We start from the raw sequence: 18,542 nt of genomic DNA on the forward strand, positions 1-18,542 counted from the left end.
GTTAAATATAATTACCAAGCAGGGTAGTTAAACCAATTTTAAAAAGCACCCTAGGGTGCTTTTTATACAAGATATTATTTATTCTCATGGTAACGAAGAATACTAGCTACTTTTTGAAATAAGTAGCCTGCAAGGAATCCATTAAATATAATTCCGATTCCTGTTGCTATCATAACTCCAGACCAAACCGTTTCTTTACCCTAGTAAGAAGCTACTTCAATTCGACCAAATGCAAGAATAAATAAAAAACCTGCGATAAAGCCGAGAGCTATTAACACCCACCCGATAGCATTACAAACTTCACTTTCTCTCATTGGTTTATATTGTGGTGCACTCCTCTTAATCTACCTTGTTAAAGTTCTTCAAAACTTTGTAAGTAATATCTTGATTAGTGGCATCAATTACTTCCAATAAAGCACCTTTATAACCTATTTGCTTAGATTGGCTTAAATCATATTCAACATCATTATTGAATGCAGGACGTGCTTGATTACTTGAGAATTCACGGTACCCGACATTAATTTTATTTCCAAATTTTCCACTATAAATTAATGTTTGTTGGAAGGAATTATCTGATGCAATTGCTACTGTCTTCATAGTAGCTTGATGTTTATCAGTACAGTTTTTTGCATTAAATACTGTTACTACACAGAGCTTACCTTCAGTATCTAACATAACTACTTTAAATGGGTCAGCTAAAGGGTTTTTCTGAACCATCCCCCCACCACTGACAGTGTTGAATGGCTGAAAATATTGCCCTTTTTCATTTTTGCCTGTTTTTAAGTAAATGCCTGAAGTAAGTGAATAAGCAAAACTAATTTTAATATTTTCAGGGACGTTTAGAACTTCACGATCAACCACCATTCCCTGTTCAAGCATTTGATCCCCTACAAATGCTTTATTAACTGATCCAATTGGCGGTTTGCTTATATTTTTAGGTATAGCTTGATAATTATAGGCTGGAGTAGCGCACCCCACCAACCCAAGACCAATTAAACCCGCAGCCAATATTTTTTTCATGAATTTCACCGTTTGTTATAAAGTGTACTAACTTTAACAAAGCGGTTACTGAATGTCACATAAAGAGAAACCACCCGAAGGTGGTTTCTATCAAATAAAACTAACTAAGCTATTTCACAATTGGTTTGATGCCATGAATGGTTATTTCCATATGAAAAACTAATTTCACTTGGAACTAATGTTCTTTCTTGATGATTAAGATTTTCAATTAACTGTCTTAATTCACCATCACCTTGTACGTGCTCTTGATATAAAGCACGGAGTAATAAATCTGTTGGTTTTCCAATTAACGAACGACCAGCTTCCCAGTGTCGAATACTAGATTCGCCAACACGTAAAAGCCCCGCAAGATTTTTTTGCGATAAATTTAGCTCTTTACGAAGAAATCTTATTTCTTCACCATTGAGTTCTGGCTTATGAGTTATTAAATATAGGCCTATGGCATTATGGAGTTCATGGACAGATTGGATTGATACCAATTCGCCAAATTCCTCATCATTTTCAATAGTAAAACCATTCTGTAGCCAAATATTACTTAAGCCACATTCTTCATAGTGATACATAATTTAGCCTACTCTTAAAATGTAGTAACTACGACTGAAAGGTCACCGTTCGCGGTCTCTTTAAATGCAACTGTAGCGGTAATATATTCACCAGCAGTACGAACAGAAACATTTGCTTTACAAGTTCCACGAGCATCCAAATATGGTCCCTCAGTGATGTCTCCATGTTCAAAACAGCAAATAATTTGCTTCATGGAGATACAGCGTTCTTTCATTCTTTCTTTTGCATGTGTAGTTAACTTGATTTTGCTAGTATCTCTAGCAGATGCTCTAAGTTTTTGTTTAGCTTCAGTTAATGTTAAACACATACAAGCAAACACCAAGGTTCTCAAAAGAGTAAAAGAATGCTGAACCGTCAAATATTGACGGTAAGGTGATTATTCATCATTTGATAATCACGCGCAATACCTTAAAGGTAATTTTCTGTCAATCCAGATCAAGTATTTTGTAACATCGACTGCGTTATTTTGAGTCGCGTTTAAGAGCAACTGCTTAATTGTTTGACGTTTTGATCAAATTGGGCTTTTCAGCCCCTGGCAATACCCAATTTGGTCACTTACCTTTGCTTTTGGAAGAAATCTTTTTAAACGCTTCATCCAGAAACAGGTTATCCAAAGCAAAAATACAGTCATTAAAAATATGAGCAGCCACAGGCAAATCATTATGCTCAGCATAGACATTGATTGCATGCTGGTCTAATGATAACGGGATGCTCTGCTCGTACCGTCTGGATCTGCATATAGTGCTAAATGCCGAAAGAATGGATTCAGCCGCATAAGAATATTCTGGCGGATCCGGAATGTGGCCACCTAAGAACTTGATTTGTTCGATTTCGTGCGGCGTTTTCGACGCATACGTTTTTTGGTATTTGTAGAGCTCGATGACTTTCCCAGAATTAAAGCCTTGTCCTTGTCGGCTTCTTCCTGAATCTTCTGGGCCTGCTCTTTAATGAATAACCAGATTGAAATACCAATGTCACCTTGATTGAGAAGTTTTGAGGCATTCTCAGGGGTATATGGTTTTTCCGATTCAACTGGCTGACCGTCTACAACTTCTGAAAAAACTATCCCCTTCCAATCTTCAATCAGGTGAGCAGCACATGCATCCAGTAATAATTCATGATATAGCTTGGCATTTTCATCTTTTACCATCACATCATAGCCTTTGGATGTGATTTGGTTTCCTGCCTTCTCTAATGCAACTTGAAAGGGCTTATAACCAATTCCCCGGATTTTAAACTCTGCCTGTCCACCTTCAGTTTCAAAAGTGCACCACTTAGCAACATCCGAGCTTTTAATAATTCCGACTTTTAAAGCCATAGCAACCTCTGAAATTTTTGAAATAAAAAAGCCCATGGGATTCCATAGGCTTTGTTACTGATTAAGCTGATTACACAAGAGCACGTACAATCGTTGGAGCTGTACGAACTTGAGCAAAGTTGATGTCTACAGTAATGATGTCATCACCACCACCATCCGGGTGATTGGCTTCCATCACTTCTAATTGAGGGAAGTTAAACGAGTATTTACTGCCTTTGCTGTCTTTAATATCGAAAGTCAATGTAAATACATCTCGGGTTTTAATGGCATCAATCCACCCTGCCGCAGTTGCCGAGAACATGAATGAAGCATTTGCTTCGATATCCATCATTTTTTCAATGTAGAACTCTGGTGTGTATTTGCCTGAGCCGATACAACGGATTGCTTCAAGGTTGTTATTAATTGAAAGCGTAAGCGATTGCATGCACGCTTTACCTTGAATTGATTGACCATTAATAAGCAAGTTTTCCACGTTTGGCATACTGACCAATGGACGGCTTGATGCTGCTACTGGATTGGTAACCGGGTTAACTTGCTGACGAGTAAATGAATTACCAACTAAACCAAAATTACCTGTAATCTTTCCTGTGGTCTGGATCGTAATTTCACCAGTATTTACCTGAACGCCACGGTAAATAAAGACCTGACCTACATCTTCAAAAACTTTAACTAGCGTTAATGATTTACGGACTGTACCACCAATTGTTAAGCTATTTGCAGCCCAGTTATTGAAGGCTAAAGCACTTAAAAATAGATCAAAGGTACCAAGTGACAATTCAAACTCTAATTGGCCTGCTACTTCAGCTTCTGTAACTACACCGCCTTGACGATAGCGTGAATCAACCACTTCGCTGCTTTCTTCCGTAGAAACGTTTTCTGAAAGCCCATCCGTTACACGGCGAACTGTATACCAGATCGGATTTGCTGGAGTTGTCCCTAATACGGCTTCTTCACAAGCATATAATCGAATTTTTGCGCCTGAACTCATTTATAGTTCTCCAAAATTTAGGCATAAAAAAACCCGCTTCATGAGCGGGTCGGTAAAAATAATGGGCGTAAAAAAACCCGCTAAATTAGCGGGTCATTACTTGGTTTCTTCTGATAGTTCTGGCGGGGCTATACCAATCATGGCAGCAGAAACTGCTTCTGATAAGTTAGTTAGCTGGAAGTCGACTGGCGTTTCACTCATCAGTTCTTCAGACTCCGATTCTGGCTCTTCATGCAGTCGGATATCAATCCAACGTGCTTCTGGAATTTCGATAGGGTTGTCGAGATCTGCAACTACTGCAGCAAGTTCAAAATCAAATTTACGTTTACAGGTTTTAATTGAAATGTCGCCATTTTCTAGAGTGTCATACACCACAGCAACGATTGTATTTCCGTTTGCATCTTTTGGCACTTCGATATACCAACCTTCCAGAGCAAAACCTAACGAACCTTTAAGCAGGTATTCACCCACATCGACTTTCTCAAATTCAATCGGTTGTTTATCTGCCTCTTCATTTAGTTCAATATGATCGCTAAATAATTTAACTATTGGCGAGGCTGCTTTAATAAATCCATTAGCATCAACAGTGGTATTTCTTGAACAATAGATTTTTGACCAAGTGTCCCACACGTTGTTATTTTTAATTCTAATTTGGGGGTTATAAGACTGAATGGGATTCCAGAGTTGAATACAATAATTTCCAGATAATGCTGCCAAGTTAATGCATATACCCTGATTTGATCCAACTACACCAGGAGAGATTGAGCCAGCCCACTCTGAAGGTGTTGCAAACATACAATTTACTTTTTTGTCATTTGCTTCACTTGAACTGGCAGTGACCATAGGCGAAGAAACACCCCATCCAAATGCACCAACTTGCATCACATTGCCAACTTGCTCACCAACGGCTTTAGTAGCAGCATCTCTTAATCCCTGAACTTGGGTCCAATCAGGTGTTAAGTTTGGAATACCAGATGCAAACGGCAGCATAAATTGCCGCTTACCTTGAGCAGAGTTATATTGAAATGGCCGATGATCCCATGAAAATTTAAAAACTAGATTTGCCATTATGCTGTTACTCCATCAATCACCTGAAAAGTCAAAGTTTCAGTATGTTGAATAACACCGCCAACTACGGCTTTAATATCCATTTGGCACAAACCCAGAGGCCATGCAGCTGTGCTTGCTCCCGATTTCACGTTAAGCCAACCTTTCTGTGTGCTTTGGCTTAAAGCTGCACAAGTCAATGTGGCAACTGCCGCTCCATCCACCAATGATTTAACTTGCGATGTAAACGTGTAGCCTGTCAGATCAATGGCACGGCGAACATCATCAGGTGGATATTGCAAGGCATCGTCCGTATCGACCAGTTGCAAATTCAAGTTGAATGTGTCACCACGCTTAAAAACAAAATTGCTCATAAGTGATTCCTATAGATATAAAAAAACCACCGATGAGGTGGTAGTGAGTAAAACTAAAAAACCGCCCTAAGGCGGTCTGAATTAGCTATTTAATAATTACTGATTCTTTCTGTGCTCTTCTTTGAGTACCTCTATTTCTTCGTTACGGAATTTCTTCCCGCAATTAGAGCACTTCCATAAATGATTGCCGTCATAACTATGACATGCTGTTTCAACTTGGTTGTGGCGGCAATTCACATCCTCTTCTTCGTCATACAGTTTGAATGGATTATAAATTGACATATCTGGTTTACTTTCAATCATGTTGTGACCTCAACTTTTAATTGGCTTTCGTTGAATTTACACCCACATTTGCTACAAACCCAAATTGATAGATGCTCAATACTTTCTATTCTCTAATATTCAATATTTTTGTGTCTGCATGAGATTTCTTCTATGTCCTTATATTCGAGAACCTCACCAGTAACCGTTTCAAAGTGTATTTTTGTCATATCAATTCACCGTAAATCCTATGGTCACATTGTATTGCACAAAATCAGCGTCTTTACCAACTTTAATCGATTGACCGTTCAAACATTCCAGATCATTAAAAGAGAAATGTTCAAAATGAGCCAATAAAGAATCACCGAGAATTGTTAGAGCTTTTTCTCCAGTATGCAGCCGATCGAAGCATTGGACCATAATATTACCAGTACGACGGTTACAAGGCTTATCTGCTACACCTGAGGTAAAACTCGGGCCGCCTGCAATGGTTAGACTACACCACAAGCCTTCTTTTGGTACAGAAAAGCCTGGTGCATTGGGATACTGGATTCTGTCTTGGGCAATACCAGTAAAGCTTTGCATTCGATCGATAATGGCTTGCCTTGTCTGCTCTAAAGTCATTGCCATCTTAACCACCATACTTTTGAGAAATATAAGTAAACGTAGTGTTGTAAATACCTTGTGGCGCTTGATCAGACCAGCCATTTTCTAAGCGTTCAGCATATGGTTGGTTATTCTGAATATAGACTAAATTACCCAGCTTAAACTTCACGGCTTGAATAGCTGCATCTTGCACAGCGTTTGTTTCAGGTCCACGCACACCATAATCACCTGATCCAATCGAAACAATATGAGAAGCACGATAAGCGCCAGTATCAACAGGACTTGAAACGACCAAAGACTGAACAGCATCCATGGTAATTTTCTTTACCTTTTCCTCTGCCGTTTTAGCCACGTCAAAACTAAATTCAGTTGGCTTTTTCCCCTTCCATCCCATCATTCACCTCGCTTTCCTCATACATTTTAAAAAGGTCTTGAGCGATCGCTTGAATTGAATACGCTTCAAATTCTGAACTAGGCTCTTTTTCTCCCATGAGTTTCCTCACCTTCTGCCAAACATGAACAGCTTCATGTAAAAGCAATCCGTACACTTCAATTAAATTTCTTCCTGAAGTATCGCCCAACTGAACAACTGCATAAGCACCATCAGAATAGTAACTAACTTGAGCCGCTGCACCTTCAGCAGACAAGAACTTATCAACATTTTTCATGTCCTCGAACAACAGATCCATGTGAAGCTGACTTCTAGCAAGAGTGTATTGAACATGTTGAAATGGTGAGATATGCCATAAAGGTACGTAATCTGTGCTTATCATTTAAACTCCTAAATTGCGCCCATTAAAAAACCCACCGAAGTGGGTTTTTATTTAATCTTAAATTCTCGCAAGGAATTATTTATTGTAGAAAGCGTTTCTACAAATCCAGTAAATCTTTCAAAAGACTTTTTGAAATAGAGATTCTCTTTGTCCGCATAAAACGTTTTAACTTCATCACTCTCAAAAATTGTCGTATTATTCTTAAGTTTTTCGTGAGCAGTAATAGCAATATTCATTAAATTTAAATAATTTAACATCTCATACATTAAATCATTAATCTGATTAATAAAGTCATTTGTTTTAGGTTCACCATCAAACGTAATACCTAATTGAGTATTTTGTTCAATTAAGCGCTTTCTCAGATCAAAAATTATTTTTTGAGTATCTTCAACATTTATGTTTTTAATATCCTTTCTAACTTCTGCATCTAAAATATCTATTTCAAAATTAATATCGAGTAAATTTTTTACAATTTTTTCAGCTGCGGTCTCCATTTTGATAGCTAAATGTTGTACCCGCCAATCACTAAATAACAAAATAGCTATGATGGGAGCTATAGCTGTAGCTGAGAAGCTCATTCCATCTTTCACCATATTTTCTAGTGTAGTGTGCGTGATTGAACTAAAGGCTAAGTTAACTAATATATAAGTTACTAGCAAAATTATGAAAAATATTAAAGTAGTCGCAATTTTTTCAGCATTATTTCCTTTTAGTAACATAATATCCCCCTAGTTTAGAAGGATATTAGAACAAGTAATCAAACCTTCCTCAACTGACATTTCCAAATAGTTGCAGCGGGATCCTGTTGAATATGTTTGACACGAAAAATACCTAAGGGTGTTACCCACTCATCTTCCATTTTTGGAGTCATGGACACTTCATTTTGCAGCACTATCGCTTTCTTATCTGTGGCCAGTACTCCAAGCGTTTGTATTTCATATTGACTGTATGAACCAAACAGAACACCACGACCAGTATAGTTTTCTTTAACTTCAACATGAGTTTCTGTCTTAGGATCCCAATTCGTTTTAGAAATCCGCTCACATGTAAAAGAATGAACGGTGTCCTCCAGATCTTCATTAAATGCTTCAGCAAGATCTGCCTGAAGTTCATCGCGTAATCCCATTATTTATGCCCTGTAGAGTGGAATGCCGAAGCCATTAAAACTTGTATTAGGATCTTTCAAATCAAGCGAATCAATATAATCAATTGCTATCTGTTCAAAGCTCGAAATAGCTTCAGTGCCTTCTTGATATTCTTTTTCAGACTCTACTGAATCAGCTTTAACTTTCTTTCGTTTAAGCAGCTGCTCTTTGCCGTTATAAATCACTTGGGCCAGAATACCTTTAATGATTTCACAAGCAGCGTCTTTAAGGAGTGAAACAATAGGATCCGGCACAAAACCTATCCGTTTCTTCATCCAGACATTTGCAAGTTGAACCAGACGAGCTTTATCACTGTCTGGTGCAAAATCGCTGCCCAAAATTGAATTTGCGTCATCTACAGTAATAAAGCTCATTTCATTATTCCTTTGGGATCAACTTAAGTAGTTCTGGTTTTGTTGCAGATGGTTTGTAGCCAATATCTTTACTGGCCAAATATTCTTTTAATTGGTCGTTAGACCAACTTTCAAAATCATTTGTCGCCGTTTCTGTTGTTGAATTTTCTGCCCCTTTTCCAGCTTCCAATTCAGCAATACGCGCTTGCATAGCAGTAACATCATTTTTAAAAGCATCAAATTCTGCTTGGATGCTTACTACCATTACTTCAGCTGCTTTAGTAGCATTGTCAGCCTGGAGTACAGCATCTTTTAAATGTGAGTTTTCAGAAATTAACTTTGAACTATCACCATTAGCTTGTTCCAAGATTTCGATTTTCTGTTTAAGTTGCCCGTTTTCTTCAATAACCTTTTCACAGTCAGCTTTTGCTTTATCAATGACTTTTTGCAGCTCTGGAGTAATACCCACCTCGACATTTACTGTGGCCAAGGTCGTTTTTGCAGGTTCTTCCAATTTGCGAACTTCAACTGGAATATCCAAAGCTTCATAGTCATTTTGGATTTTTGGATAGTCACCATAAATTATTACTTCTTCAGCACTACGATTTGGATATTCATAATAGTCAGGATTTGCAATTGTGCCGACTTCTAAAGCTGCTGCTGCGGCAACACGTGTATAGATTAATTTCATGATGCTTTTCTCTTTATAATAAAAAAGAGGGCTTAATAGCCCTCCAAGAAAATTAGATGTTTAAAGTATTAAGGAGTACCAGACAAATCTAACAATGTACCAGCCGTCATTTTGTTGCTGGTCGCATGTTTCAGCCAGTTTGCACTTGAACCCAGTAAAGAAAGATCAGGATTAATACCTTTGGTTGTATCCCAGCTATAACCAAGAAGATCCATATTAAAGGTACCTTCAGCACGCATACCAATTCCTAAGTTTTCTTCATCATTAATGTCGTAAGCTCGGAAGCCTGGTACTTGTGATTCAGTAACAGTAACAGCTCCCACTTGCAAACCAAATGCATCATCATCGCCCACGGCATCAGTAACCAGTACAGGCTTACCTAAAGTACCAGGTAAACCTCCATAGATAACGATTTCAGATTCACCGTAAATCTGCTTAGTAATTGCATCATCAACAATATCGAAATAGGTGTCTGAGTTCATTACCCACAAACTAATACGGCCAAACTTATCGCCAAACTTACGCATCCCTTTGGTTAAAGCTTTACGACCATCTACTGCGATACTGCCTTTTGCAACCATTTCAGGATTGCTTGTAATCGCTGCTTTTAATGAAGCCAAGCTGTACTGTAAACGCCCTGCAACTAAAGCATCAGCCAAATCATAGCCAAGAATCATTGCAAACTCTTCAGGTGTACGAGCACGGCGCTTGAATGCCTCTTCAGTAGAAGCATAAGGACCATATTTATAGGGAATTTTCACCCCTACAGATTCACCAGCACCAATTTTTTCAGGGTTAACTTTAGCATTTGAGTTCACATCACGATGTTTGATGCTGCCCCCCACTCGGTAAAAGGAATCTTTGCTAAAATCACCTTCAATGATTTCATTGCGATAAACAATCGCTCCAGCTGATGCCTCGTTAAAGACATTCAAATTGTCCTGCAAACGCTCTAAATAAGCAGTTTGCGCCAATTGGTTGTAGATGATCATGTCTGAATTAACTGTTGTAGTCATAACGACTTATCTCCAAATGTTTAATAATTAGTTTGGTAGTTTTAGGAAGGATTCTTGGCCATGTTCTTTGATGTAATCGGCTCTTTGAGATACTGACATCTCGCTTCGCTTCATACCTGAAGGTGCTCCACCTTTGCCCCCACTTTGGAAACCACCGCCATTTCCTTTACCACCTTTAAGGATTAAGTCTTTATGCTGGTATCCACCAACCAAGGACTCTAAAGCTTCATCAACAGTTGCAAGTTCACCAGGGCGGACACGGGAATAAATCTTTTCGCCTTTTTGGTCGTAGGCAACCACTTTGCCTTCTTCGATTTTGAAGTGCTGGCCAAATGTCGCTTGAACCATATCAACTGGTACTGCAATGTTGTCTTGAATGTACTTAGAACGAGCAAAACCACCGCCGATAAGCTCTTTATGTAAAGAAGCTTCAAGTGCATCACGTTGTTGAACGATTGGAGCGTATTTATCTTCAACAGCTTTGATAGCTTCAGCTTTCACTTTCTCAACTTCACCAGCATCCACCAGCTTTTTATCGTCAAGATTTTGCATTGTCTGAATTGCTTTCTTAGCTGCCACTGGATCATCGATCCCTTCAAAAGCTTTTAGAGCTTTTTCTGCCGCTTCTTTCGCTTCACGGTTCGTTTTTGCTTCATTGTTTAAACGTGCAATAGTTGCTACAGAGTGAGCGGCATCATGCGGCATCTCTTTACCATCATCATGAACATAGATAGGTTTATCACCCTCTACTTCCGCATATACCTTACCGTCGATCGTTACTGTTTTAAGTTTCATTGGTCATCCAACCTATATTTTCAAAATGGGCATCCACCCGGTTTCGCCGTCTGCATCCACTTTCGGCAGGCAATAAAAAAGCGCCCCTAAGGACGCTTGAATTCAATTTAATAATTTAAAAGTTCGAAGCAAATATACGGTAGCCTTCTAGTTCCCACAGCTTATTTTCAGCATGCTTTTCTGCATTACCTCGAGCCATACGTTCACCAATTTCTGCATCAAAGTTTTCAGCATTCACACATGCACTAAAACCAGAAGCTAGAAAAAACTTTCCATCTAAAAATGCATGAACAAAAGTAGAGGTTGTGCCTCCGGGACATTGCTCAACCGTGTAAGAAACGCGCTCCATCAATGCATCAATTTGTGTTTTAGTTACTCGAGGTGCTACAGACTTTTCAACTAACTCTTGCTCTGTTACGTCTTTGATCATTTTCTTCTCACAAAAAAAGCACCCTAAGGTGCTATTGAATTAGTAAATTGGGTTAATTAGAAATTGAGGTTTTAACTGTCACACCAGTTAGAAAGTGTTTTTCTGAACCACCCAAACATGTGGCACTTGAAAAATTCGCATAAACATCTTGAATATTTACACCTGTATCTTTTTCAAATTTACTGATTAATTCAGCAATATGGCCTGTTAGTGTTCTTTCTAACTCTTCTTTTCTCTTTACATACTCAGCAACTGATATTTCAGACATTTTTACCACCTTTCGCTACGTTTACTTTATTAAAAGTGCTCTTGGCTCATCACCTACTAAGCGGACTCCATTCTCACCATAAGCCTCGAATGTTACGCTAATCGTTGTTGGTCCATCTTGAGCATCACTATTCATATGAACCGCTTTTTGCCCTGCCAGTGGCATTCCAGTTTCTTCATCACACACAACTAAAAAGCCTTTTAAGCTTGGGTGACGCTTAAGTACTAAATGTCTAACTTTTGATTCAATCATAAGCCCAACTCCTTGAATTTCTGCTCATCCAACTTTCGAAGTTGGTCCAATGTGTAAAGTCGGCCTTCAGGATCAAAGAACTTTTCAAAATCAAACTTTCCTACTTTATAAAGCTTGTACCTCTTTGGCCCAAGCCACTCTTTTTGGAAAAAGTCATCAGTTTTTTTGAAAAACTCTTTGAATGTAATGTTTGCATCCAATTGCCCTATTAATTGGCTGCGCTCATCTTTCGGGATGTCCTTTACTTTGCGCTCATCCATTACAAATGGACGCTCCCCTGGAAGTTTCCCATCTTTCTCAACTGGTACCAAAATGCTTCGGCAATGTGGATGTAACGGCGGTACACGTTTAGATGGATCGTTAATTTCCCATATGGTTCCATCCAATGACGCACATAGCTTTGAGGTTCTACCATCAAGAACACTAATAAAGCGCACATATTCATAACCCATTTGATTAAAGCTATTTAAATAAGATTGATTGGTCACATGACTGCGTACAGTCCTAACAGTACGGTCAATATCATTCTTTGTACCATTTAAGATTCCATCCTCATAATTGAGCCGTTTGGTACCACGAATACGCTGAACAATTTCCTGATTCGTTTTGCCAGTGCTGATACCATCACGAATAGCATATTCAACTTTTTGGCGGGCACTTTCTGCAATTCTTGATAAAAGATCATCAACAAGAGCACCGCCTGTAAGTGGAACCTTTTTTGCTGCAGAATAAAGCTTTTCGCCGTCAGGCTTATTTATAGTTGTACCGAATAACTTTGCCATATAGCTGGCTTCATATACGGCCATCGCAGTAGCTGAAACTGCGAAAGCTGCCGGCAAGCTTGTGTTTACACTACTAAACCATTGAGAAATTAAATCTCTTATTTCCCGGAGGTTTGAAGTTGTGTATTTTCCTCCAGCTAGAGCAATCTTTTCTGATTCACTTAGCTCATCCAATAGGTCACGAAGCATTAAAAGCATTGCGTTCGTATCATCATTGAATAAACCTAGTAGTTCATTTACTGATTGCGAAGAAGCACGATAAAGATACGCCTGATGTTGAGTGAGTACCTCCAAAAGATTTTTATTATCTTTAGTCATATCACCCTACCTATAGATTCACTGTTCCGTCTTTTTCGCCTTCGATGTTGTCCAGCTCTTCTTTATACTTTTGTTTTGGGAACATTCCAGTCTGGTTATATTCCCACCAAGATTTAAATGAAGAACGGCCCTGTAGTGCTGCCTCATACAATTGACGTGCTAGTTCAGCTTGATACCCTTTTTTATTAAATTCCTGACTGATTTCGAACATCAGTTCATCTTTAGTCAGAACATCAACATTAGGCGTTACAAACTTAGCTGCCCATCTTAATGCCATCGAAAAAGCTTCATTCATATTCACAACACAAAGTGAAAGAACGGAATGCTGCACGGCGTCATCACTGTTAGATTCAGTAGCAGTCTTTTTGGCCGCTGAACCCTTTTCAATTAAGCGCGCACCCATCTCTTTCATCTGTTCCCATTTATCCTTCATTGCTTCCCGAGCTAAAGTATTTGGATCTGCTTGTACAATCCCCAAATCGCCGTTTTCAGGTAAAGGTAAAAGGACTTTTGCACCGATATAAATGCCACGCTTTTTGGCCTCGTCGTACCAAGCCCAATTGACTCCCTTTGCATAAAACTGTGGTTGGCCCATATAAAAAACGGACTCTTGAAAGTCCGCACTATCTCTATAATGAGCTAAATTAAGATTAGCTAATGGGAGCAATGGAGGTTTCTTAATCTCTTCGGAGTTATCAATAGCTCCTACAAAAGTGAATGGAATATAAGACCAGAAATCCCCATTATTATCAGTTGGATACTTCTTATCTTCGCCCTTCCATGTACCCTTATCGCCTTTTGTGTATACCTGAACTGTATAGATGAAGTTTCCTTCACCATCAGGCTCTAAACGAAGTACTCTGTACTGCTCTACCTCAGTTTTGCTAAAGCCATCAGCACCTCGTTCTGAAGTAAATTCACGGATGACCACCAAGCAAAGCTTTTTCTGGTTATCGATCATCATTGAATCCCAATTGATCACATCAATGGCATTCAATAAGTGAATCATCGGATAGGCTTTTTGCTGTTTAAACTCTGCAAGATTTCGTGCCGGTGTAACTGTTGGGTAGTCAACATACAGGGCGCATCTGTAATGCTTTAATAAGTGTCGAATACCAGTTTGTGCCAATTGATAAGCACTTAAGCCTGCGCCGTTAGCATTACGCTCTAAATGAGCGAGCTGGGATGGAAACTTAAAGCTTGGATCTGTAGCAAATGCAGCACCCACTAAACTGTTTGATGTTGTACCTGTAACTTCATAAAACACAGCACGTATCAAATAAGCTAAGTAAGCACTCTTATTTGCTGGCGTTTTGTCATGTGCATTAGGCTTAGGTAAATATTTTTCACCTTTAGCCTTAACTGCATCCTCACCCTCACAAACATCATCTAGCTTCTGCCAGTATGGCAAGTTTTTAACATACTCAGGATGTTTAAAAGTTACGTCACTCATCGAGCAAATCCCATATCAGCAAAGAAGGCTTCAAAACCTCCATTCAATTCATTAAATGCATCCGAACCAGCATCAACCTGGTCGTCATGCGTTCCATTCGGAAAATTTCGAAGCTCTTCAATAAAGTCTTTATTCCAATCACCTCTCAGCATTCTGACGTTACCCACGTTAACTTGAGCCGCAAAAGGCTGTGCTCGTGTGAGTTTGTCTCCCGAAACAGGTTTAGCTTTGACGTCATATCCTGCAAGAAGTTTCACGAATGAACTTGCTTGTGATTTGCCAGCTTGTCCAGGATCTTGAGGAATCCTTACCGATACGCCCATCCCATCTAACTCAGTGACTTGTTTTAAGCGTTTATTGACATTGTCTGGACCAAGTTGCCCTTTTGTTACATCGACAATATAAGTAAAGCCATCTGCACCCAAAGCTTCTCTCACACCTGCAGTAAAGTCGCCTTCATTCTCAGTTGCACCAAAGTCCCAAGCTCTTACTTGCTTCACAATATCAGCAGGTAACGCATCAACAATTTCAATATTGTCAGGCTTAAAAAAACCGCCAGCTGGCGGTGAAGGCATTTGACGGTATTGCCCGGCAAAAACATACGGTGCAGCTTTCTCCATTTGCTGCAACTTTTGAATATTATGTTTAGCTGGCCATAAAGCAGAACCATCCTCTTGAATTGCTGAAAGGCAAAGATGATCCCACACCTCACCGTTACCGCCCTCAGCTGGTAAACCGTCTTCTCTCTTCCCTAACAACCAACCAGCCAAATCGTCTTCATGCAATCGCTGCATAATGACAATAATCGGCGTATCAGGTGAGTTAGTACGAGACTCGAGTGTATTTTGGAACCAGTCAATTACACCTTCACGGATAGTTTTTGATTTGGCTTCATCGGCCTTATGTGGGTCATCAATGATGATGCAACCACCAAAGCCTGCACGCATTTTGCCTGCACCGAAACCGGTAATTGTACCGCCTGTACCAGTCGCATAGCAGACTCCACCTGCAGCTGTACGCCAAAAATCCTTAGCTTTACTATCATCACGCAATTTAAGATCAGGGAATACCTTTTTATATGCCTCTTCTTGAACCATATTGCGAGTCTGAAATGCGTTATTTGCAGCAAGCATTGCCGAATAACTGATATGAATAAACTCTGAATCTGGATTCTTTCCAAAACACCAGGCCATAAAATTAATTACGGCAATTTCAGTTTTTGAATATCGAGGTGGAACGTTAATAATTAACCGCTTAGTTTCCCCACGATAAACCTTCATCAAAGCTTCACAGATTTCTAAGTGGTGCCAGTTCTGCATCCATTTATAGTTACGGCGCTCCTTAAACATGTACCTTGTGAAGAAATATAAATCTTCTTGCGCCTCGATCCTTATAGCTTTATCCCGAGCCGCATCAGTACTCATCTAAGACCTCCCTCCGCGCTTTTAAATACTCTTCCATTGGAACTGGCACATCTGAATTAACCGTTTGTAATGGTCCGCCGTCTTTGCCTGTTATTTCTTGGCGGTTGGTAAATTGACCACCAATGTCTTTAGCGGCTTGCTCAAGAATTTTTAAGGCTGTTTTGACGTTTCTAGTCTTCTCAAGCTGTCTTTGGTATTGCTTCAGACGGTAGTACTTATTAGCAATTGGAATATCAATTAAGCCTTCATCAAATCTCTCTCTGGTCGATTCAAAAAGCTCAACAAATTTCTTGCTTAGGTTTCTGCCCGAATATTTTGTTGGGTCATAGCATTCGCATTGGCTACGACTAATATCAACTCCAAACTCTTGCTTGACCTGTTCAACCACTTCTTGAGGGGTATCACGGCATGCAAGAGCTTGAACAATAAATATTTTCACAGGCTCTTTTAGTGCTGCCATAAATTCCCCTTCGTACAGCTACGTACAGCAAACAGGACAAAAAAAAGAGCCCTAAGGCTCAATTGATTACACAGTTTCCGCAGCATCTTGAAATATCTAGATCCGAAACAAACGGCGGATTCTTGGCGACTTCAATAAGCCGCTTAACGTTCTTGCTTGGTCCATAACGTTTAACTACACCAATAAACTCTTCAACATCATGACCAGCAAGATAGTGCTTCGGTAAGCCTGTATTATCGCTATAAAGGATCTCGCCATCTTCATCTTTCATAACGCCAATGTGATACAGCTCATGTTCAAGCAAATAACAGAACTCAGTATCATTGGCCCGCTCACAAAATGAAGCATCGACCGTAATTAAGTAAGTTGGAACCGCTCCAAACCAATCGCGCATCTGTTGCTCTTGTCTAGCTTTACGCCAGCCACCAACATTGAACATGACTTTTTCGCACTGGCCTAAAACCATAGCTTGTTTGCTTTTGTAAGCAGAAGAAGCCCAAGCAAATGCCAAGAACTCTTCATTATCATGAAGCAACTCAGCAATATGATCATGATCCGGGTTATGAAGAGGCCCACCAATCGTTAAGTAATTAGCAATAACCCACTTCTTTAAATCTGGTGCCGGTATTAAACGAATTGCTTCCTCTTCTTCAGCTTGATCAATAAAATCAGTTGGTGGAAATGGTCTGATCTGATCCATCGAATATTTGCCTCTTTAAATTTTTAAGCCATTGGCTAGCGTAATCTTTTCGCATCTGTAGCGGTCCAGACTCATCAATACGATACCTTACCGCTGTCTCAATGCGAACTACGGTGTAGCCCATCTTTTCAGCCACATCGTAGCGATCAACACTCCAAGCTTTATTTTTAAGCTTGCCCTTTCGTCCACCAGACCAAGGCCCACCAGCTATTTCAACTAAAATACGATGTTCGATTAAGTGAAAATCAAACCGCCAATGCTTTGTAGATTTAAACTGGAATTTCTTTTCGTATTTAATTTCAAGATTATCTAAAGCTTGTGTAAATTCTTCTTCAGCTTCTAAGTACTTTTGAGTAGCTTTAGGTAGCGGTCTGGATTTGGGCTTAGTTTTAGGTTCTTTTTTTCGTGTAAGCCAAAAGTATTCTGTAGAATCCATTATTCTAACCCATAAAAAAACCGCCCTTAGGCGGTGGCTAAACTCACAGGCAATATGATATTACTTCTTAAAAGTTGACTTATAGAGCTTTGAATTAAAGTAATCCGTAATTTCTTTACCTTCGTTTTGAATTTTTTCCTCATTTAAGGGTAAAAAATCTAATTCAGATTTCAAGCTCATATACTCTGGAATAAACTTCTTTATAGGCGGAGGTGGTTTAGGTCCACCTTCTGTAATTTTTTCGATTAATCCAGCTAACCATAAAATATACTCATCTTCTGAATTATGAGGAGGAATCAAACTCACATCTATTTTTACTTTACATTCATCTAATGGTCTACTGAACAATTCAACAAAATCAATAAAATTAAATTTTAATTTAAATTCTGTTCCCTCAATTTCTCTGCGTATACATGTCATAAGTAAGTTCATATTTTCAATACAGTCATGTGAAAATAATTCCTCATCTTTAATTTTGTTATAAATATTTTCCGCAAACATGAGATACTGTGGCATTTCAGCAGCTCCTCATTTTTATAAAGTATTTTTTCTTAAGGTAGTCCTATTATAACAATGTTGCAACAAGAAATTTTCCATTTTTAGTTTAAGGAAATTTTAAAAATTATAAAAACGATTATATTCAATAAATTAGTACGAATAAAAGCTATGCAAGTTTGATCTTTCTATTGAGCTTTAAAATGGATTATTGTGTTTAAATCATCAATTTAAAAAGCTTGCCTAGTAGGCAAGCTCCCCCTTTTTTTGATATTTGCGCTGATCAATAAGGTTTAGTGTTACTTAAAGCAACACACTGATAATACTGAAATATTTAAAAATAAAAAAGCCCACTTCCTATTTTTATTCAGAAATGGGCTTAGCGAAAAAAAACGCTTAGACCTGAAATAGGAAATATCTTCTTGCTAATACTTCCTTCTTTAATAATTACATAGAAAATAAAAGGAATCAATATAGCCTATAAAGACTCTCTAGTAGAAATTTGGATTGAGAGTACATTTACACCTTACACTAGTTAGCAAGAGATGAGATATAATTATAAATTACTTCTAA

The 18,542-nt window shown here is 38.8% G+C and carries 27 protein-coding genes and 1 pseudogene; all 28 read right to left on the bottom strand.

Going from position 1 to position 18,542, the window contains the following annotated elements; genetic code table 11:
- Positions 1–74: 74 nt before the first annotated feature.
- Positions 75–314: pseudogene (locus KIP84_RS12435) on the bottom strand (hypothetical protein).
- A 25-nt stretch (positions 315–339) separates the two neighbouring features.
- Entirely contained in the window at positions 340–1,020 is a 681-nt protein-coding gene (locus KIP84_RS12440; protein ID WP_000721572.1) for a hypothetical protein, read from the bottom strand.
- A 104-nt stretch (positions 1,021–1,124) separates the two neighbouring features.
- Positions 1,125–1,583, bottom strand: coding sequence for a helix-turn-helix domain-containing protein (locus KIP84_RS12445; protein WP_000274930.1), 459 nt, complete (start codon positions 1,581–1,583; stop codon positions 1,125–1,127).
- Between the two features lie 14 nt (positions 1,584–1,597).
- Positions 1,598–1,891 carry a DUF4258 domain-containing protein gene (locus KIP84_RS12450; protein WP_096639727.1) on the bottom strand — a complete coding sequence of 98 codons (294 nt, stop codon included), beginning with the start codon at positions 1,889–1,891 and terminating at the stop codon, positions 1,598–1,600.
- Between the two features lie 501 nt (positions 1,892–2,392).
- Positions 2,393–2,902, bottom strand: a complete 510-nt coding sequence (locus tag KIP84_RS12455; RefSeq protein WP_207291027.1) for a hypothetical protein — start codon at positions 2,900–2,902, stop codon at positions 2,393–2,395.
- 70 nt (positions 2,903–2,972) lie between these two features.
- A complete protein-coding gene (locus KIP84_RS12460) occupies positions 2,973–3,890 on the bottom strand; it encodes a phage tail tube protein (protein WP_213688624.1) in 918 nt (305 codons plus the stop codon).
- A gap of 96 nt (positions 3,891–3,986) precedes the next feature.
- Positions 3,987–4,958 (bottom strand): phage tail protein, encoded by a 972-nt coding sequence (locus KIP84_RS12465; protein ID WP_213688625.1) that lies wholly within the window; start codon positions 4,956–4,958, stop codon positions 3,987–3,989.
- Complete coding sequence (locus KIP84_RS12470; RefSeq protein WP_213688626.1) at positions 4,958–5,311, bottom strand: hypothetical protein; 354 nt, start codon at positions 5,309–5,311, stop codon at positions 4,958–4,960. Before KIP84_RS12470 ends, KIP84_RS12465 begins: the two co-directional genes overlap by 1 nt.
- A 96-nt stretch (positions 5,312–5,407) precedes the next feature.
- A complete protein-coding gene (locus KIP84_RS12475) occupies positions 5,408–5,614 on the bottom strand; it encodes a hypothetical protein (protein ID WP_213688627.1) in 207 nt (68 codons plus the stop codon).
- A gap of 189 nt (positions 5,615–5,803) precedes the next feature.
- Positions 5,804–6,202 carry a hypothetical protein gene (locus KIP84_RS12480; RefSeq protein ID WP_213688628.1) on the bottom strand — a complete coding sequence of 133 codons (399 nt, stop codon included), beginning with the start codon at positions 6,200–6,202 and terminating at the stop codon, positions 5,804–5,806.
- 1 nt (position 6,203) lies between these two features.
- Positions 6,204–6,572, bottom strand: a complete 369-nt coding sequence (locus KIP84_RS12485) for an HK97 gp10 family phage protein (RefSeq protein WP_213689843.1) — start codon at positions 6,570–6,572, stop codon at positions 6,204–6,206.
- Entirely contained in the window at positions 6,544–6,951 is a 408-nt protein-coding gene (locus tag KIP84_RS12490) for a hypothetical protein (RefSeq protein WP_213688629.1), read from the bottom strand. Before KIP84_RS12490 ends, KIP84_RS12485 begins: the two co-directional genes overlap by 29 nt.
- A gap of 47 nt (positions 6,952–6,998) precedes the next feature.
- Entirely contained in the window at positions 6,999–7,670 is a 672-nt protein-coding gene (locus KIP84_RS12495) for a hypothetical protein (protein ID WP_213688630.1), read from the bottom strand.
- 38 nt (positions 7,671–7,708) lie between these two features.
- Entirely contained in the window at positions 7,709–8,077 is a 369-nt protein-coding gene (locus KIP84_RS12500) for a glutamate 5-kinase (RefSeq protein WP_213688631.1), read from the bottom strand.
- Positions 8,078–8,080: 3 nt separating this feature from the next.
- Positions 8,081–8,470, bottom strand: a complete 390-nt coding sequence (locus tag KIP84_RS12505) for a hypothetical protein (protein ID WP_213688632.1) — start codon at positions 8,468–8,470, stop codon at positions 8,081–8,083.
- A gap of 4 nt (positions 8,471–8,474) precedes the next feature.
- Positions 8,475–9,140, bottom strand: a complete 666-nt coding sequence (locus KIP84_RS12510; protein WP_213688633.1) for an Ish1 domain-containing protein — start codon at positions 9,138–9,140, stop codon at positions 8,475–8,477.
- 68 nt (positions 9,141–9,208) lie between these two features.
- The gene (locus KIP84_RS12515; protein ID WP_151744877.1) at positions 9,209–10,156 is read right to left on the bottom strand and encodes a major capsid protein; all 948 of its coding nucleotides are present in this window, start codon (positions 10,154–10,156) and stop codon (positions 9,209–9,211) included.
- Between the two features lie 27 nt (positions 10,157–10,183).
- Positions 10,184–10,951, bottom strand: coding sequence for a DUF6651 domain-containing protein (locus KIP84_RS12520; RefSeq protein WP_213688634.1), 768 nt, complete (start codon positions 10,949–10,951; stop codon positions 10,184–10,186).
- 115 nt (positions 10,952–11,066) lie between these two features.
- On the bottom strand, positions 11,067–11,381 hold the full coding sequence (locus tag KIP84_RS12525; RefSeq protein WP_213688635.1) for a Gp49 family protein: 315 nt from the start codon (positions 11,379–11,381) through the stop codon (positions 11,067–11,069).
- 52 nt (positions 11,382–11,433) lie between these two features.
- Positions 11,434–11,649, bottom strand: coding sequence for a hypothetical protein (locus tag KIP84_RS12530; protein ID WP_032063798.1), 216 nt, complete (start codon positions 11,647–11,649; stop codon positions 11,434–11,436).
- Positions 11,650–11,670: 21 nt separating this feature from the next.
- Positions 11,671–11,901, bottom strand: coding sequence for a hypothetical protein (locus KIP84_RS12535; RefSeq protein ID WP_213688636.1), 231 nt, complete (start codon positions 11,899–11,901; stop codon positions 11,671–11,673).
- Positions 11,898–13,001, bottom strand: coding sequence for a minor capsid protein (locus KIP84_RS12540; protein ID WP_213688637.1), 1,104 nt, complete (start codon positions 12,999–13,001; stop codon positions 11,898–11,900). The genes KIP84_RS12535 and KIP84_RS12540 overlap by 4 nt, the downstream gene beginning before the upstream one ends.
- Positions 13,002–13,011: 10 nt before the next feature.
- Positions 13,012–14,454, bottom strand: coding sequence for a DUF4055 domain-containing protein (locus tag KIP84_RS12545; protein WP_213688638.1), 1,443 nt, complete (start codon positions 14,452–14,454; stop codon positions 13,012–13,014).
- Positions 14,451–15,878, bottom strand: a complete 1,428-nt coding sequence (gene terL, locus KIP84_RS12550) for a phage terminase large subunit (protein WP_213688639.1) — start codon at positions 15,876–15,878, stop codon at positions 14,451–14,453. Before terL ends, KIP84_RS12545 begins: the two co-directional genes overlap by 4 nt.
- Positions 15,868–16,338, bottom strand: a complete 471-nt coding sequence (locus KIP84_RS12555; protein ID WP_213688640.1) for a DUF2280 domain-containing protein — start codon at positions 16,336–16,338, stop codon at positions 15,868–15,870. The genes terL and KIP84_RS12555 overlap by 11 nt, the downstream gene beginning before the upstream one ends.
- A 58-nt stretch (positions 16,339–16,396) precedes the next feature.
- The gene (locus KIP84_RS12560; RefSeq protein ID WP_213688641.1) at positions 16,397–17,038 is read right to left on the bottom strand and encodes a putative metallopeptidase; all 642 of its coding nucleotides are present in this window, start codon (positions 17,036–17,038) and stop codon (positions 16,397–16,399) included.
- A complete protein-coding gene (locus KIP84_RS12565; protein ID WP_213688642.1) occupies positions 17,007–17,474 on the bottom strand; it encodes a hypothetical protein in 468 nt (155 codons plus the stop codon). The genes KIP84_RS12560 and KIP84_RS12565 overlap by 32 nt, the downstream gene beginning before the upstream one ends.
- 60 nt (positions 17,475–17,534) lie before the next feature.
- A complete protein-coding gene (locus tag KIP84_RS12570; RefSeq protein ID WP_213688643.1) occupies positions 17,535–17,990 on the bottom strand; it encodes a hypothetical protein in 456 nt (151 codons plus the stop codon).
- Positions 17,991–18,542 lie beyond the last annotated feature (552 nt).

Source organism: Acinetobacter sp. BHS4, from assembly GCF_018454425.1.
Taxonomy (GTDB): domain Bacteria; phylum Pseudomonadota; class Gammaproteobacteria; order Pseudomonadales; family Moraxellaceae; genus Acinetobacter; species Acinetobacter pittii.